This is a genomic window from Deferrisoma sp. (assembly GCF_054681715.1).
Genome location: NZ_BAAHFQ010000012.1, coordinates 13,619 through 29,915, shown reverse-complemented (window position 1 = coordinate 29,915; position 16,297 = coordinate 13,619). Strand labels below are relative to the sequence as shown.

General features: G+C 70.3%; 13 protein-coding genes. 5 read left to right on the top strand and 8 right to left on the bottom strand.

The genetic code is table 11. The features are described from left to right. Positions 1 to 42 precede the first annotated feature (42 nt). The 4 genes from ACY0I8_RS03435 to ACY0I8_RS03420 all read left to right on the top strand — a co-directional run bounded on the left by ACY0I8_RS03435 (position 43) and on the right by ACY0I8_RS03420 (position 4,889). Positions 43 to 1,065 (top strand): two-component system sensor histidine kinase NtrB, encoded by a 1,023-nt coding sequence (locus ACY0I8_RS03435; RefSeq protein ID WP_461393596.1) that lies wholly within the window; start codon positions 43 to 45, stop codon positions 1,063 to 1,065. Continuing rightward, positions 1,062 to 3,374: a response regulator gene (locus tag ACY0I8_RS03430; protein WP_461393595.1), complete on the top strand. Its 2,313-nt coding sequence runs from the start codon at positions 1,062 to 1,064 to the stop codon at positions 3,372 to 3,374. The genes ACY0I8_RS03435 and ACY0I8_RS03430 overlap by 4 nt, the downstream gene beginning before the upstream one ends. A gap of 79 nt (positions 3,375 to 3,453) precedes the next feature. Next, on the top strand, positions 3,454 to 4,221 hold the full coding sequence (locus ACY0I8_RS03425; protein ID WP_459942512.1) for an alpha/beta fold hydrolase: 768 nt from the start codon (positions 3,454 to 3,456) through the stop codon (positions 4,219 to 4,221). After that, a complete protein-coding gene (locus ACY0I8_RS03420) occupies positions 4,218 to 4,889 on the top strand; it encodes a DUF1614 domain-containing protein (RefSeq protein WP_461393594.1) in 672 nt (223 codons plus the stop codon). The genes ACY0I8_RS03425 and ACY0I8_RS03420 overlap by 4 nt, the downstream gene beginning before the upstream one ends. Before the next feature lie 95 nt (positions 4,890 to 4,984). Here ACY0I8_RS03420 and ACY0I8_RS03415 read toward each other — a convergent pair whose 3' ends face one another. The 8 genes from ACY0I8_RS03415 to ACY0I8_RS03380 form a co-directional block, all read right to left on the bottom strand. Beyond that, positions 4,985 to 6,739, bottom strand: a complete 1,755-nt coding sequence (locus ACY0I8_RS03415) for an aldehyde ferredoxin oxidoreductase family protein (RefSeq protein WP_461393593.1) — start codon at positions 6,737 to 6,739, stop codon at positions 4,985 to 4,987. Positions 6,740 to 6,757: 18 nt separating this feature from the next. Further along, positions 6,758 to 7,468, bottom strand: coding sequence for an ABC transporter ATP-binding protein (locus tag ACY0I8_RS03410; RefSeq protein WP_461393592.1), 711 nt, complete (start codon positions 7,466 to 7,468; stop codon positions 6,758 to 6,760). After that, positions 7,465 to 8,190: an ABC transporter ATP-binding protein gene (locus ACY0I8_RS03405; protein WP_461393591.1), complete on the bottom strand. Its 726-nt coding sequence runs from the start codon at positions 8,188 to 8,190 to the stop codon at positions 7,465 to 7,467. The genes ACY0I8_RS03410 and ACY0I8_RS03405 overlap by 4 nt, the downstream gene beginning before the upstream one ends. Continuing rightward, positions 8,187 to 9,167: a branched-chain amino acid ABC transporter permease gene (locus tag ACY0I8_RS03400; RefSeq protein WP_461393590.1), complete on the bottom strand. Its 981-nt coding sequence runs from the start codon at positions 9,165 to 9,167 to the stop codon at positions 8,187 to 8,189. Before ACY0I8_RS03400 ends, ACY0I8_RS03405 begins: the two co-directional genes overlap by 4 nt. Positions 9,168 to 9,170: 3 nt before the next feature. Next, positions 9,171 to 10,061 carry a branched-chain amino acid ABC transporter permease gene (locus ACY0I8_RS03395; RefSeq protein WP_461393589.1) on the bottom strand — a complete coding sequence of 297 codons (891 nt, stop codon included), beginning with the start codon at positions 10,059 to 10,061 and terminating at the stop codon, positions 9,171 to 9,173. Between the two features lie 55 nt (positions 10,062 to 10,116). Further along, complete coding sequence (locus ACY0I8_RS03390; protein ID WP_461393588.1) at positions 10,117 to 11,352, bottom strand: amino acid ABC transporter substrate-binding protein; 1,236 nt, start codon at positions 11,350 to 11,352, stop codon at positions 10,117 to 10,119. Between the two features lie 90 nt (positions 11,353 to 11,442). Next, positions 11,443 to 12,750, bottom strand: a complete 1,308-nt coding sequence (gabT, locus tag ACY0I8_RS03385; protein ID WP_461393587.1) for a 4-aminobutyrate--2-oxoglutarate transaminase — start codon at positions 12,748 to 12,750, stop codon at positions 11,443 to 11,445. Between the two features lie 260 nt (positions 12,751 to 13,010). After that, the gene (locus ACY0I8_RS03380; protein WP_461393586.1) at positions 13,011 to 14,528 is read right to left on the bottom strand and encodes a sigma-54 interaction domain-containing protein; all 1,518 of its coding nucleotides are present in this window, start codon (positions 14,526 to 14,528) and stop codon (positions 13,011 to 13,013) included. Between the two features lie 334 nt (positions 14,529 to 14,862). Here ACY0I8_RS03380 and ACY0I8_RS03375 point away from each other — a divergent pair, with 334 nt between their 5' ends. Continuing rightward, complete coding sequence (locus tag ACY0I8_RS03375; RefSeq protein WP_461393585.1) at positions 14,863 to 16,140, top strand: double-cubane-cluster-containing anaerobic reductase; 1,278 nt, start codon at positions 14,863 to 14,865, stop codon at positions 16,138 to 16,140. Positions 16,141 to 16,297 lie beyond the last annotated feature (157 nt).

Below are 16,297 nucleotides of genomic sequence, written 5' to 3'. Positions count from 1 at the left end.
ATCCGCCCACCCACAGCAAGCTGAAGAAACGGAGGGGTCTCCGTGTCCGCGACCGTTCCCGCCGAGATCCTGATCCGCTCCATCCACACCGTGCTCGTGGTGTTCGACCCCGAGGCCCGGGTGACGCTGTGGAACCCGGCCGCCGGGGCCGCGCTGGGCCTGGCGGAGGGCGCCACCGGGGCCCAGGTGGAAGGTCGGCTCGGGGCCGAGGTCCTGGCGGCCGTGCGAACGGCCATGGACCGGCGCCGGACCGCGCGGCTCGACGAGGTGGCTTTGGAGATCGGGGGAGAGCCACGGATCTTCGGGGTCACGGTCTCCCCCCTGGAGGAAGCCGACCACCTGCTGGGGGCCGTGCTCACCGGCCGGGACATCACGGAACGGGTCCGGCTCTCCTCGACCCTGGAGGACCTGACCCGGCAGGCCGAGCGGGCCGCGGCCCTTCGGCGGCTCGTGCACGAGCTGCGCACCCCGTTGAACGCCATTCTGGGCACGGCCCAGTACCTGGGGCTCATCTCCGATCCGGAGGCGCCCGCCCGGCGGTACGCCGAGAGGATCGCGGAGGAGACCGAACGCCTGGCCCGCTTGCTCGACGGGATCTCGGAACTCCAGGGCGCGGGCGATCTGGCCCTGCGAACGGCCGATCCCGCCCCCTGCGTGCACCGGGCCGTGGAGATCCTGGCCCCGGTGGCCGAGGACGCGTGCGTGCGCCTGGAGGCCGAGGTGCCCTCCCCCCTGCCGCCAATCCCCCACGACCCCGACCGGCTGGAGCAGGTGGCCGTGAACCTGCTCCAGAACGCGGTGGAGGCGGCCGGGGCCGGGGGGACGGTGCGGGTGCGGGTGTGGGCCGAGGCGGACGCGGTCGTTCTCGAGGTGGCCGACACCGGCCCCGGGGTGCCCGACGAGATCGCGCCGCGGCTGTTCGAGCCGTTCGTGACGGGGAAACCCGGCCGGGGCCTGGGGCTGGCGGTGTGCCGCGAGATCGTGGAGGCCCACGGGGGGCGGGTCTCGTGGGAGTCCGATCCGGGGCGAGGAACCCGGTTCTGGGTGCGGCTGCCGGCGTCATGACCCGGGTGGGGGCGGAGGCGCTGCGGCGCCTCGAGGATCTGCTGACCGGCCGGGCGCGGGTACCGGCCGACGCCCTGGGCCGGGTGCTTCCGGCCCTCCTGCACCGGGCGGGCCCCCAGGGCCAGCAGGCCCTGGGACTCCACCTGGTGCGGGAGCCCGATCCCCGCCGGGCGGCCCTGCTCATCGAGGCCCTGCCCCCCGCGGCGGCCGAGCCCCTGATCCCCTATCTGGTCGAGGGGGTGCTGAAGCAGCCCACCCTCCCCCGGGGGCTGGCCACGGTGCGGGCCCTGGGAGACCTGGGAAGCCCCGCGGCCCACGCGGCCTTGGCCGAGATCGAGGCCCGCACGAACCATCCGGCGTTGCGGGCGGCCGCGGCGGCCCGGCGGGCGGAGATCGAGAACCGAAGCCCGGCCCGCTACCGGTGGATCCCCCGGCTGACCCAGGGGGGCGAGCCCGGCGGGGAGGTGGTGGAGGGCCTTGCCGGGGCGCCGGATCCGGACCTCGAACCCCTGCTCCTGGAGGTCCTGCCGGCCCTGGGGCCGGCGGGGCGCGCCGTGGCGCTCGCGGTGCTCGGCCGGCGGGGCGGGGAGGCGGCGTACCGGGCCCTGTCTGCCGACCTCGATCCGGACCGTCCCGATCCCCAGGTGTTGGCGGCCCTGGCGGAGATCGCGGTGCGGCACCCCCCTTTGGCGGAACCCGACCGGGGCCGGTGGGTGACCGGGGCACGGCGCTGGGCGGGGGATCCGGAGGTGGGGCCGCCCCTGGCCCGGCTCGCGTGCAGCGGCGGGGGCCCGGTGCCCCTCGAGGCGCTTGGGGCCATGCTGGCCTCCCCGGTGGAACCGGTGCGCCGGGAGGCCCTGGAGGCCCTGTTGCGCCGCCCCCGGCGCGAGGCCGAGCCCCTGATCCGGGAGGTGCTCGCCCGGGCCGGCGAGGCCGAGGCCGCGGCCTGTCTCGCGGCCCTGGGACCGATGGACGACGGCCGGACCCTGCGCGCCTGGGCGGCCGACGCGCAGCCCGAGCGGCGCGCACCGGCGGCCCGGGCCGCGGCCCGGTTGGGCCGGGAGGACCTGTGGGCCGACCTCCTTTCGGACCCGGATCCCCGGGTGGCCCTGGTGGCCGTCTCCCAGGTGACCGAGGCGTTCCCGGGGGATCCCGAGCCCCTGGAACGGGCGTGCCGCGAGTCGGCGATCCCGCTGGTGGTGGAGCGGGCCGCCGCGGCGCTCGGGGAGCGGGGCGATGCGGGGACCGCCGGGGAGCTGGCCCCCTGCCTCCTGGCGGAGCCCTGGCGGGCGGCGTCGGCGGCGAAGGCGCTCCTGCGGTTGCGCCGGCGCGGGGAGGTCACCTGGGATCTTCTCGGCCCCACGGCCCAGGACCGGATGCGGGAAGCCGCCCGGACCGCTCCCCTGGAGGGCGCGCTGCTCCAGGCCTGGGCGGGCTGGATCGAGGACCTGCCGGCCGACGTGTTGGAGACGCTGCAGGAGCGCCTGCGGGGGAATCTGCGGGAGCACGGGGGGCGCCAGCCCTCGTTGGCGGAGGCCACGTACCTGGCCGTGGCGGGCCGGCTGCTGAGCCTCCGAACGGCCAAGAGGTGCGTCGAGGAGGCCGAGACCCTGCTGGACCGCCTGGGGAAGGGCCCGGCCCGGCCCGACCTGGTGGGGGCCCTGGCCCGGTGCTGGGCGCGGCCCGATGTGGACTTCCCGCCGGAACTTTCCCAACGCCTCGAGGCGTGTCTGGCCGCCGTGGCCTCGGACCGCGGCGCGCACGTGGGGGCCCGGGTGGAGGCGGTGCGGGCCCTGGGGCTTCGGGGTTCCGCCGCGTGCATTCCCACCCTGGTTCCCCTGTGCCGCGGCTCCGCTCCGGCGCTGGCCGACGCGGCCCGCAAGGCCCTGGGGGAGGTGTCGCGGCGCCACCCCGGGGCGGAAACGGTTTCCTCGGGGACCGAAACGGGGGGGCCGTGCGTGCTGGTGGTGGAGGACGAGACGGCGGTTCGGGACGTGTACTGCCGGTATCTCCTCGAAAAGGGGTTTTCGCCCCTGCCGGCCGCCGACGGGCTCCAGGCCGTGTCGCTCCTGGAGCGCGTGCCCGTGGATCTGGTGCTCCTCGACCTCCAGTTGCCCCGCCTCGACGGGTTCGGGGTGCTGGAGGCCCTGGCCCGGAGACGGCGCCGACCCCCGGTTCTCGTGGTGACCGCCCACGGCGACCGGGCCACCGTGCTCCGGGTGGCCCGGTTCGGGGTGGAGGCGGTGTTGGTGAAACCGGTGAGCCTCGAGGCCTTGGTGGAGCGGATCGGAAGGATTCTGGCCCGGTAGCTGGCGGTTTTTCCCGAGGCGGGTAGGCTGGCGGGGGGAGCCCCACCGCCGGAGGACCGCCGAACGAAAAGGAGGCCCCATGCGTTCCCAACCCGCGCGCCCGCTCCACTGGATCGGGGACCCGGACCCGCACGGCCGGGCCCTCGTGCTGCTCCACGGCGCCGGGGGGCACCACGGGCTGTGGCTCCCGGTGTGGCGGGAGCTGCGCGCCCGGGGCGTTCCCGCCCTGGCCGTGGACCTGCCCGGACACGGCGGCTCCGCGCCGCCGCCGGAGTGGACCGTGGAGGGACTGGCGGACGCCGTGGCCCGGGGGCTGCGGGAGGGGGGGCTCGCGGCCTGGGTGGTGGCCGGGCATTCCCTGGGCGGGGCCGTGGCCCTGACGCTCGGGGCGTCGGGGGATCCGGCCGTGCTGGGGCTGGGCGCGGTGGCCACCGGGGCCCGGCTCGGGGTCAACCCGGCGATTCTCGAGGGCATCCGCACGGCCTTCGAGGTGACGGTGGATCGGATCGCCCGGTGGTGCTACCCCAAGGGCACGCCCGAGGGGGTGTGGAAGGAGGCGGCCGCCACCCTGGCCGCCGCAGGCCCCGGGGTGCTGTGGAACGATTTCGAGGCCTGCCGCCGCTACGGGCTCTCGCCCGAGGCGCTGGGCCGGATCGCCGTGCCGACGGCCGTGGTGTGCGGGGACCGGGACGTCATGACCCCGCCGGAGCTCTCCCGGGAGCTCGCCGAAGCGATTCCCCGCGCGGGCCTCCGCCTGGTTCCCGGGGCCGGGCACATGGTGATCCTGGAGGCGCCCGGGGCCGTGGCCGAGGCCCTGGCCGAGCTTTGGAAGAGGGCGGTCGGATGATCTTCTTCCCCCTGGCCCTGGTCTTCGCCCTCGCTCTCTTCTTCCTGGGGCTTTTCGTTTTGGCCCTGGTGCAGGTGGGGCTCATCGGCGCGGCCTTCGCGAAGCTGGGCCTCCCGCCCCAGGCCGTTCCCCTGGTGCTCCTCGGGAGCCTCCTGGGAAGCGGCGTCAACATCCCGGTACGCCGGATCCAGGGGCCTCCCCAGCCGGCGGAGCTGGATCTCCTGGCCCTGGGGTTCCGGTTCCGGATGCCGGTCATCGCCCCCCGGCGCGAGACCATCCTGGCCGTGAACCTGGGCGGGGCCGTGATCCCGACCCTGGTGTCCCTCTACCTCCTGGGCCGGGCCGGCTCGCCCCTGGGGTACCTGGCCGCCACGCTGGCCGTCACCTGGGTCGTGCACCGGTTCGCCCGGCCCGTGCCCGGGTTCGGGATCGCCGTGCCCCTTCTGGTGCCGCCGGCCGCCGCGGCCATCGCGGCGCTGGTGTTCAGCCCGGCCGAGGCCGGCCCGGCCGCCTACGTGGCCGGCACCCTGGGCTGTCTGCTGGGGGCCGACCTCCTCAATCTGCCGAAAATCGCCCGGCTCGGGGCGCCCATCGCGTCCATCGGCGGGGCGGGCACCTTCGACGGGGTGTTCCTCTCAGGCGTGATCGCCGTGTTCCTGGCGGCGTAGGGCTGTCCGCGTGGACGCGTGGCCGCCAAGCCCTCGTGACACCCCTTCTTCGATTGCCCTGGGCTGCCGGGCCCCGCGGGGGCCCGGCAGGGCCTCTACCGCGGTCTTCCCGCCGGGTCCCAGCCCCGGCGTTCGTAGTACTCCCGCCGCATCCGCTCGAAATCCTCCCGCCGGAGGGCCGCCCCGGTTTCGGGCAGGGGCTCGTCGAAGAACCGCGGAGGGAGCCCGTCGTCCTCCGCGGTCAGCCCCTCCCGCAGGTTGAACCGCCGCACGGCGTCGGCGATCCGGCGGGCCGTGGCCTCCAGGGTCTCCCTCGTGCCGTCCACCCCCAGCACGAGCCGGGCGATCTCCCCGAGCAACTCCCACCCGTAAAAGTCCCGGTAGAACCGGCAGAGCACCAGCGCGTCCATGAGGGCCAGGCGGTCCTCGTAGTCCACCAGCAAGGCGGCCTTGCCCTCCACCTGGTCCGGGGCGATCTGGCCCGAGAGTTCGGCCTTATAGAAGGTGGTGCGCAGGTGGCACGCGCCCCGGTCCGAGGTGGCGTACGCAAGCCCCATGCCCTGGAGTACCCGCGGGTCGTACCCGGCCGGCTCGAGCCCCTTCACGTGGATCGCCACGTCCTCCAGGCCCCACTCCCGGGCCGCGGCCCGGATCCCCCGGGATAGCACCTCGCCGAGGCCCTCGCGCCGGGCGATCTGGCCGAGGAGCCGTTCGGCCGCCCCCACGTCGCCGAAGGGGATCCGCTCAGGGATGGCCCCCCGCTCGGAGGCCTCCATGGCGAAGGCCACCAGGTTCCCGGCGCTGATCGTGTCGAGCCCGAGCCGGTCGCACAGGTCGTTCAGGTGGGCCACCGCCTCGATCGGGGCGATCTCGCAAAGCCCCCCGAAGGCGTAGATGGTCTCGTATTCGGGCCCCTCGATCACGAGCCCCGCGTAGGGGCCCTCCTTGACCCGGCTCAGTTTCCCGCAGGCGAGGAAGCACCGGGCGCAGGCCCTCGGCTTCACCTCGCACCGGGAAAGGAGCGCGTCGGCCGAGATCTCGGCCGACCGGTCCCACCGGCCCTTGTGCCAGTACCGCGCCGGGAACGCCCCCACCGTGTTGAGAAGCGCCACCATGTTGGGGGTGCCGTAGTTCCGGTAGGTCTGGGCCGTGGGGCTTTCCCGGTGCTCGGCCGTCACCCGGCGCGCGAAGGCCTTGAGCCCCTCGGGGTCGGCCACGGATTTCGCCCGGGTTCCGTGGAACACGATGCCCTTCAGCCGCTTCGAGCCCATGACCGCCCCGGCCCCGGTGCGGCCGGCGCACCGCCATCTGTCGTTGGCCACGATGGAGAGGACCACCCCGTTTTCCCCGGCCGGGCCGATCACGCAGGCCCCGGCCCGGCCGGGTCCCCCGAACCGTTCGACTAGGGCCTCCTCGGCGGCGTAGGTGTCGGCGCCCCAGAGGTCTTCGGCGTCGTGGAACCGGGCCTCGCCGTCCCCCACCTCGAGCACCACGGGGCCGTCGGCCCGGCCCAGCACCACCACGGCGTCGAATCCGCACCGGGCGATCTTCTCGGCGAGCTTCCCGCCGGAGTACGACTCCGAGAAGAACCCGGTCTGGGGGCTCTTCGTCACGAGGGCGTGGCGGCAGGACCCCGGCACCGGGGTTCCCGCCACCGGCCCGGCCAGCACGATGAGCGGGTTCTCGGGGGCCAGGGGGTCCACCCCCACCAACCCGTGGCGTTCCAGGAGCCACACCCCGAGCCCTTTGCCCCCCCAGTACCCCCGGAGCACCTCCTCGGGCACCTCCTCGGCCCGGCAGGCGCGGCGGGTGGCGTCGGCAACGAGAACGCGGCCGTAAAACCCGTGCATGGCGAACCTCCGTTTGTGTCAAAGCCCCAGGTAAGCCTGGCGGATCGCGGGGTCGGCCTCCAGTTCGGTCGGGGTGCCTTCGCGCACGACGCGCCCGTTTTCGATCACGTAGCAGTAGTCGGCCACGCGAAGGGCATGATGGACGTTTTGCTCCACCAGGAAGATCGTGAGGCCCTGGCGGTGGAGTTCCTGGATGATACCAAAGATCTCCTGCACGAGGATCGGTGCCAGCCCCAGACTCGGCTCGTCGAACATGATGATCCTGGGTTCCTGCATGAGGCCCCGGCCGATGGCCAGCATCTGCTGCTCTCCGCCCGACAACGTCTCGGCTCGCTGCGACCGGCGTTCCGCCAGGCGGGGAAAGAGTTCGTACACCCTCTCCAAGTTCCTTTTCCGGTTGGGGCGCGTCCTCGGAAGGTAGGAGCCCACCAGCAGGTTCTCTTCGACCGTCATCTGGGGGAAGAGTTGGCGTCCCTCGGGTACGAGCGTGATTCCGAGATCCGCCACCTGGTGCACCTCGAGCTCGTCCAGGGCCCGCCCGTCGTACCGAACCCGCCCCTTCCACGGCTTGACGAGTCCGCAGATGGTGCGGAGGGTGGTCGTCTTCCCCGCGCCGTTGGCGCCCAACAGGGTCACCAACCGCCCGGTCTTCACCGAAAGGGACACGTCCCAGAGGGCTTGCACGTCCCCGTATCCTGCCGACACGTGTTCGAGAACGAGTTCACTCATGCGGCGGCCTCCCCTAGGTAGGCCGAAATGACCTCGGGGTCCTTGGCAACCTGCTCCGGCGGGCCCTCTGCGATCTTGGCGCCGTAGTTGAGCACTACCACCCGGTGGCTGATGTTCATGATCACCCGCATGATGTGTTCGACGATGAGGATCGTGACGCCCCTGCGGTGCACGTCGAGGATCAGCTCGATCGTCTTGTCGGCCTCGGTGGGGTTCAGCCCGGCGACCACCTCGTCCAGCAGCAGGAGTCGGGGTTCCAAGCTGAGCGCCTTGGCGATCTCCAGACGCTTCCGGCCCGCCAGGGTCAGGCCGGAAGCCGGGTGGCGGGCCCGGTGGGCAAGCCCCGTGAGTTCAAGGATTTCCCAAGCCTTGCGCTCGGCGAGTCGCCTGGTGCGATGGTGGAGCAGGCAGGCCACCGTGACATTCTCGAGCACCGAAAGCCCGGCGAACGGCTTGACGATCTGGAACGTGCGGCCCACGCCCATCCTGGCCAGATGGAACGGTTTGCGCCCCGTCACATCGGTACCCTCCAATAGCACCTTCCCCTCGGTGGGACGGCAGTACCCGCTCACCACATTGAACAGGGTCGTCTTCCCGGCGCCGTTTGGGCCAATCAGGCCCACGATCTCGCCAGGAGCCAGGGAGAAGGTCACGTCGTCGAGGGCGCGGAGCCCTCCAAAGGCCATTGACACGTGGTCCACCTGCAGGATGGGCTGATTCACGGGGCCACCTCCCGGGCCGTTTCTTCGCTGGGCGGGCTCTCGATTCCCGGGCTCCCGACGTCTCGTTTCCGCTGGGACAGGAGTCCGACGAGGCCGTCGGGCAGGAACACGACGCTCAAGGCGATCACCACACCGAGGATGATCAGATAGAGCACCTGGTAGTCCGAAAGGTACGCCCAGAAAAAGGTCTTGAACGCGTACACCAGGACCGCCCCGATGGCCGGGCCCACGAGGGTCCCCAGGCCCCCGAACACGGCCATCACGACCGATTGGTCGGTCACGAGGTCGCCCAGCACCGATGCGGGATCGATGAACGTGATCCAATACGCGTAGATGCCCCCCAGAATCCCGGCCGGAACCGTGGAGAGCACGAAGGCTTGGACCTTGATGACCGTGGGCCTGAGGCCGATGGCCATGGCGCCCTCCTCGTCCTCGCGGATGGCCTGCAATTTCAGGCCGAACGCCGAGCGCTCCAACAGGATCCAAAGCGTGGTGAAGATGACCGCCACGGCCGCCCACATGAGGTAGTAGAAAAACACGGGGTGGAGAAACGGCGGCAGGCGCATTCCGTCCGGCCCCCCCGTGAAATCCAGGACCAGGGCCAACTGTTGGACGGCCCGTGACAGGGCCCAGGTGGCGATGGCGAAATACGCGCCCTTAAGCCGCAGGGTCGGAAGGCCGGCGATCACGGCGGCGATCCCCGCCACGACCCCTCCGGCTCCCAGGGCCGCGGCGAACGGCCAATGGGCCCGCATCATGAGAATCGCCGTGGTGTAGGCTCCGACGCCGAAAAATGCGCCGTGGCCGAAATTGAGGTATCCGGTGTATCCCCCCAGAACGTCCCAGGCTATCGCGAGGCCGATCCACATCATGGCCTCGGTGACGACCCGCAACGCGAAGGTGTCCTGGACGAACAAGGGAAAGGCGGCGAACCCGACCGCGGCGATCCCGGCCCATAGGGCTTTCGAACGGCCCATTCCTCACACTCCCTTCGCGAACAGCCCCTTGGGCGAGATGAGAAGGATCAGGTAGAGCAGCCCGAACACGGCGAGCAGCGTGTAGCTGGGATTGCCGTAGATGAGGAACAGGGACTGAACCAGGCCAAGGAGAAAGGCGGCCCACGGCACCCCGGCCAGGTAGCCCATGCCCGCCAGCACCACGACGAAGAAGGCGAGAATCGTGTAGTCGCCGCCCATCTGGGCGCTGATGGAGAAGATCGACCCGATCACTACGCCGGTCATGGCGCTCACTCCGACGTGGAGTCCGTAGACCCAAGAACTGATTCTCCTGGCGTTGATTCCCATGAGTCCTGCCGCGTCGCGGTGCTGGGCCAGCGCACGCACGGCCAGGCCGAAGTTCGTGTGCTTCAAAAGCCAGTGGAGCACGATCATCACTACGAGGGCGTAGCCGAACCCGAAAAGCCGGATCGCCGGAATGGTGACGAACAGGCTTCCGGTCTCGAGGAACAGGGACTTCTGGGCCAGGGCCGATGGAATCGAATGGCTGAAAAACCCGAACACCGTGAGACCCGCCCCCCGGATGGCGAGCATCAACCCGAAGGTGAACACGAGCCCCATGAGCACGGGGTTCCCGCGCCGGCCGCTGACCGCGCGGTAGATCACGGGCTGGATGGCGTACCCCACGGCCGTAAACGCCGCGAACACGACGGGCAGGAGCCACAGCGGATCGACTCCCGTCCACCCTTGCAGGTAGTACCCCAGGAACGCCCCGAGCATGATCCACTCGCCCACCGCGAAGTCGATGATGTGCATGACCCCAAAGGCCAGGGAAAACCCGAGAGCCACGGTGATGTAGATGCCGCCGATGAGCAGGCCGTCCAGCACGGCCTGGGGAAGCAGTTGCCAGAGCACGGATTCCTCCACCGCTGCGGGCCGGGAGCCGGGGGCTCCCGGCCGTTACGCGAGACTAGCGTTCGCTCCAGGGGGTCATCGGGTACCGGGGCTTCGCCTCTGCGAACTCGGCCGGCGCCACGATCACGGGTTTGCCGCCCTGGATCTGCACCATCAGGGGCTCCAGCCCCACGTTAGCATGGTAGTACTCCCCCTCGTCGGCGAAGTCGATTTTGCCGTAGAAGGTTTCCACGACGAGGCCCTCCAGGGCCCGGCGCAGGGCGTCGCGTTCGGCCTCGTCCAGGGGCGGCGTCACCCCGGCCTTCGCCACGGCCGCCTGGAACGCGATGCCGGCGGCCGAGCACCCGGCCTGGGTGTAGTCTGCCGGAACCCCGAACTCCTTCTCGGCGGCCTCGGCGTACGCCCTGGCGTCCGACCACAGGAGTTCCCCGCGGGTGGGGAGCGAGGGAGTCCAGACCGAGGCGCCGAAGACCTCTTCGGCGTCCTTGCCGAGCGCCTCCACGAACGCGGGCTCGGTCACCCCGTAGTGCATGAGGAGGGCTTTCGGCGCGTAGTTGATCTGGCGGAGCGCCTTGACCAGGTTGATCAGCTCTTCGTCGTGACCGCCGAAGGCGACCAGGTCGGGCCGCATCACCTTGGCGGCGGAGAGAAGGGGAATCAGGTCCTGACCACTCGGGACGATGTTGTACTTGAGCACCTTGATGCCGCGTTCCTCGGCCGCCTTTTGAAAGGCTTCTGCGGTGGCCTTGGAAAAGGCGTCGTTCGAGCCCAGGACGATGGCCGTCTTGGGCCTGGGCTCGAGGTTCGCCAGGGCCCCGATGGGGTGGGCCCCGGTGTAGTTCACCGGGGGGATCGTCCCGAAGGTATAGGCGAACTTCTGCCGCCAGATCAGGGGAGACTCTGCCGAGCCCGTGATCATCGGAATCTTGTACTTTTCGAGCACCGGCGCGACGGCCAGCGTGACGCCCGAGGAGTAGGGGCCCAGGACGAAGTCCACCTTCTCCTGGGTGGCGAGGCGCTCGGCGCCGCTCGCCCCCTGGGAGGGCTCGGACTGGGCGTCGGCGTAGAAGAGCTTCACGCCGTAGCGGTTGCCCCCGATCTCGATGCCGCCCGCCTCGTTGACGGCCTTGGCCCACAGGTCGTACCCACGTTTCGTGACGTTCCCGCCGGTGGCCAGATCGCCGGACAGGGAGGTGATAACCCCGATCTTGAAGTAGTCCCGCGCCTGTTCGGCTCGGACCGGCAAGGCGAAAAGTAGACCGGCTACCGCGAGTGCTAAACCCTTTCTCATCGCTTCTCCTCCTCTTCCCGCTGGAGCCGCCGTGAGGCGGCGGGTGGTGGTTGGGGGGCGCTTCTCCGGCCCGCGTCGGGTCCGCCCCGGCTAAGAACTCAGGGTCCTCAACCCCTCCTCGAGGACGTCCAGGCCCCGATCCAGGTCGTCCTCATCGATGCACAGGGGTGGGAGCAGCCGCACCACGTTGCCGTACGAGCCCGCCTTGATCGTGATCACGCCCCGTTCCAAGGCGAAGCGGCCGAGGGCCTGGGTCAGTTCCGCCGCCGGTTCCTTGGTCTTGCGGTCCGTGACCAATTCGATTGCCATCATGGCCCCGAGCCCGCGCACGTCGCCCACGCAGGAGAGCGTTTCCTTCATCCCCAGAAAGCGGCTCCGGATTTTCTCCCCGAGGGCCCGCGCCCGGCCGCACAGGTCCTCCCGGTCTATGACTTCCAGGGTCGCCAGGGCCGCCGCGCAGGACAGGGGATTCCCGCCATAGGTGCCGCCGAGCCCCCCCACCGGAGGAGCGTCGAGGATCTCGGCCCTGCCGGTCACCCCGCTCAGTGGGAAACCGGAGGCCATGGCCTTGGCCGTGGTCAGGACGTCGGGCACGAGGCCAAACTGCTCCGAGGCGAAGAGGGTGCCCGTGCGGCCGAACCCGGTCTGCACCTCGTCGGCCACCACCACGATCCCGTGTTCCCGGCAGATCTCGGCCACGCGGGTCACGAACGCCGAAGGCGGGACGACGAATCCCCCTTCGCCGAGGATCGGCTCCATGACGATGGCGGCCACGGCGTCCGGATCCACCCCGGTGATGAACAACCGCCGGAGGTTCTCGGCGCACTCCAGACCGCAGGTCTCGGGCCCTTCCGCTCCGAAGGCGCACCGGTAGCAGTAGGCGTAGGGGATCCGGTAGACCTCGGGGGCGAAGGGCCCGAAGCCCTTCTTATAGGGGACGATCTTGCTGGTGAGGCTCATGCCCAGCAGCGTGCGGCCGTGGAACGCGTTCTCGAAGCAGATGACCGCCGGCCGGCCCGTGAACGCCCGAGCCACCTTCACGGCGTTCTCCACGGCCTCGGCGCCGCTGTTACAGAAAAAGGTCTTCTTGGCGTGGGTGCCCGGGGTCCGACGGTTGAGTTCCTCGGCCAGGCGAACATAGGGCTCGTAGGGCATCACGTGGAAGCAGGTGTGGACGAACCTCTCCATCTGGGCTCGCACGGCCTCGAGCACGGCCGGGTGCCCGTGGGCGGTTCCCACGACCCCGATTCCCCCCGCAAAGTCGATGTACTCGTTGCCGTCGGCGTCCGTGACGCGGGCCCCCCGGGCGCGGACGGCGAAGCGGTCGGTTACATTAAACGGGCCTTGGGGAACGGCGTTTTTTCTGCGTTCCATGAGGTCCTGGTTCGTCTGGGGCATCGAAACCTCCTTGGATCTTGGGCAGACGGAAGCTTGACGCCTCGCGATAGCAAGGGGCGTGCCGACCCGTGGGTCGTGCCAAAAGTGAAGAAGAAACAAGGTATTGAAAAGGCGGACCCCTTGGAAGGGGGGGCGGTGATGCGTTCGTGTATCAAGATGCGCGGGGTGGGCGGGTTTGAAAGATGCAGACGTGAATCAAAGGGCCGCGCTATGCCTCGATAGCTTTATTTATCGAGAAGGAGTAGAGATGCAGAAATGTATCAGTCCGGAGGGGAACCGGGCGCCGGGATGCCGTGACGTCGGAGCTTTCGGACCACCGTGGGTTGGCTGATCCCCAATCGGGCCGCCATCTCCCGGGTGTTGCGGCACTCGGCCGCGGCTTGGAGCAGGGCGTCCCGCTCCGCGGCCGCCACCTGCTCGGCGAGCGTCCGCGGCCGCTCGGACGGGGGAGGGGGGGAGCCTGAGCCCCGCACCAGGTAGCCGTCGATCGTTTCCTCCTCGCACATCACCACCGCGTTTTTGATCATCCCCTCGAGCTCCCGGACGTTTCCCGGAAACGGATATTCACCCAACCACCGCAACGCTCTGGCCCCCAGCCGCTTCCGCACCCCGAACTGCACCCCGTACCGATCCAGGAAGTGCAGGGCTAGGGGCACCACGTCGGCCCTGCGCTCCCGCAGGGGGGGCAGTCGCAGTGTGAACGTGTTCAAACGGTAGAACAGGTCGTGGCGGAACCGCCGTTGCCGGACGAGCTGCCCCAGGTCCTGGTTCGTGGCCGCGATCACCGAGCACCGGGAACGGCGCACCCGGGTACTTCCCAACCGGCGGATCTCGTGATCGTCTAGGTATTTGAGGATCTTCGCCTGGATCGAAAACGGCATATCGCCAATCTCGTCCAGAAACACGGTGCCGCCGTCAGCCACCTCGAGCAGACCCGGTTTGCCCTCGTCGGCCGCTCCCGTGAACGCCCCCTTCTCGTAGCCGAAAAGCTCCGCCTCCAGCAAAGACTCGGGCAGGGCCGCGCAGTTGATCTGAACGAAGGGTTGCCCGGCCCGCGGGCTTTCGCTGTGAATGAACCGTGCGAGCACGCCCTTGCCCGTGCCCGACTCCCCTAGGAGCAGGATATTGGTCACATCCTTGCGCGCCAGGCGAAGGGCTACCCGGAGCACCTCCCGCATCTGGGCACTCTCGGCCACGAGGCCCCGCTCCCGGGCCTCCTTGAGGCTCAAGGCCGCCATTTCGTCCCGAAGCCGTTCGTTGGTCCGGCGCACCTCTTCGAGCTGGAGCGCGAGTTCGCTGGTCTCCGTGACGTCCCGGTCGTTCACCACCACGTAATCCAGCGCCCCGTTGGGCCCGAGGACCGGGGTGCCGGTCACGATGAGCTGTCGGCCCGTGCGGCGGGCCGTCTGTATCATGCTCACGCTCGTTCCCTGGGCCAGCACCGCCCGGGTCACGGACACGTCGATCACCCCCTCGGCCAACAGTTCGTCGATGTTTCGGCCCACCACCTCCCGGGCCGTCACCCCGTTGAGGCGTTCGGCCGCCCGGTTGAGGTTCCGGATGACCCCCTCACCGTCGATGATCCAAAGTCCGTCGTGGCTGGCGTCGAAAATCGTCTGCAGTTGGCGCGCGGTGTCGGGCCGATCCACCGGAGCCAGGGCCACCACGGCCCCGGACGGCCCCGCTTCGGCCGGAAGGGGCACCGCCACCCCCGACCAATCCCCGATCCGCACCGTTTGAGGGGATGAATCCCCCAGCGCCCTCCGAACCGCGGTCACCAGGGCCTCCGGCAAACGGCTGATCCCGCGCGGGCTCTCTCCGGCCGTCGCCCCTCCGTGGCAGGCCACGACCCGAAGATCGGGATCCACCACGAGCACGGCGACCCCAGGGGGGGCAGCGGGAGGCAGTAAGGATGACGAGCGGGCGGGCATGGATCCTCCGATGGTGGGACTGCCTCTCCAGGGTCGGAAAGGGACCCCCGGGTGTCAAGGCCGAGGGGCCCGGGATCGAAACCCCGAATGGTCCGGGGCAATCAGATTCGATTTTCCAATTTTTCGTGGAACATCTCCGGCCGGTACACTCCGCCCGTAGCCCCAAGAAGGAGGGAGAATCGTGGAAACCAAAGACTACGCGCGGCTTTGGCAAGACCTCGGCCTCAACCTGGAGGCCCACGACGGGCTGCTGGCCTTTCTAGGCCAGGCCTACGAGCAGATCTTTCTCTCCCAGCCCAACCGGCCCCGGGCCATGGGGTACTTTGACTTCGTGGTGAGCGAGATCCACGGGCTCCGGGTGAAGGAGCTCCACGATCTCCGGGCCCGGGGTGGCAAGGTGGTGGCCACCTTCTGCGTGTACGTGCCCGAGGAGGTCGTGGTGGCCACCGGGAGTGCCATGATCGGGCTGTGCGGGGGCGCCGACGTGGGCTCCGACCTGGCCGAGCAGTATCTGCCCCAGGCCACCTGCCCCCTGATCAAGAGCGTGTTCGGGTTCAAGCTGGCCCGGCTGTGCCCCTACATCGAGCTCGCCGACCTCGTGGTGGGGGAGACCACCTGCGACGGCAAGAAGAAGGCCTACGAGGTCCTGCCCGTGGACGCCCCGGTGCACGTGATGGAGCTCCCCCACACGAAGCGGCCCTCGGCCAGGGCCCTGTGGCGGGCCGAGCTCGACCGTTTCGTGGCCCGGATGGAGGAGCTCACGGGGGTGGAGGTCACGGCCGAGAACCTCCGGGAAGGGGTGCGGATCGTGAACGAAAAGCGCCGGGCACTGGGGCGGCTCGCGGCCCTGCGGGCGGCGGACCCGGCCCCGATCTCGGGCCTCGACGCCCTCCTGGTGAACCAGATCTCCTTCTACGACGACCCGGTGCGGTTCACCCAGAAGGTGAACGAGCTGTGCGACGAGCTCGAGGATCGGGTGGCCCGGGGGGAGGGGGTCCGGCCGAAGGGCGCACCCCGGATCCTCGTTTCCGGCTCGCCCATGGCGATCCCCAACTGGAAGGTCCCGGCCCTCATCGAGGCGAAGGGCGCCGTGGTGGTGGGGGAGGAGTCGTGCGTGGGCGCGAGGAATTTCCGGGATCTCGTGGACGAGGACCCGGCGGACCGGGAGGAGCTCCTCGAGGCCATCGCCGACCGCCAGCTCCGGATCGAGTGCGCCTGCTTCACCCCCAACGAGGAGCGGCCCGACACCGTGGACCGGATGGCCCGGGAGCTCCGGGCCGACGGCGTGGTCCACTACAACCTCTCGTTCTGCACCCCCTACGCCGTGGAGGCCCTGCGCATGGCCCGGGAGCTTCCGGACCGCGGCCACCGGGTGCTGCGGCTCGAAACCGACTACTCCCAGGACACGGGCCAGCTCGCCACCCGCATCGAGGCGTTCCTGGAGATGCTCGGGGTGTAGGGGCAGAACGGAGGGGCCCCGCCCCTGGTGAGGTGTTCCCGGGATCTCGTGGTATTCCCACGGGGTGGAGCTTGGGGCCCCTCCTTCGCTGAACGGCCTCGCAGGGGCCGCCTCGGCGCGGTCCGCTGCGGCGCGTGAGTGCGCGCGCCGCAGCCGC

Excerpts from the sequence above, each read along its gene's own strand:
- ACY0I8_RS03430 (WP_461393595.1), top strand. The coding sequence starts at position 1,062 with ATGACCCGGGTGGGGGCGGAGGCGCTGCGGCGCCTCGAGGATCTGCTG.
- ACY0I8_RS03425 (WP_459942512.1), top strand. The coding sequence starts at position 3,454 with ATGCGTTCCCAACCCGCGCGCCCGCTCCACTGGATCGGGGACCCGGAC.
- ACY0I8_RS03420 (WP_461393594.1), top strand. The coding sequence starts at position 4,218 with ATGATCTTCTTCCCCCTGGCCCTGGTCTTCGCCCTCGCTCTCTTCTTC.
- ACY0I8_RS03415 (WP_461393593.1), bottom strand. The coding sequence starts at position 6,739 with ATGCACGGGTTTTACGGCCGCGTTCTCGTTGCCGACGCCACCCGCCGC.
- ACY0I8_RS03410 (WP_461393592.1), bottom strand. The coding sequence starts at position 7,468 with ATGAGTGAACTCGTTCTCGAACACGTGTCGGCAGGATACGGGGACGTG.
- ACY0I8_RS03400 (WP_461393590.1), bottom strand. The coding sequence starts at position 9,167 with ATGGGCCGTTCGAAAGCCCTATGGGCCGGGATCGCCGCGGTCGGGTTC.
- ACY0I8_RS03390 (WP_461393588.1), bottom strand. The coding sequence starts at position 11,352 with ATGAGAAAGGGTTTAGCACTCGCGGTAGCCGGTCTACTTTTCGCCTTG.
- gabT (WP_461393587.1), bottom strand. The coding sequence starts at position 12,750 with ATGCCCCAGACGAACCAGGACCTCATGGAACGCAGAAAAAACGCCGTT.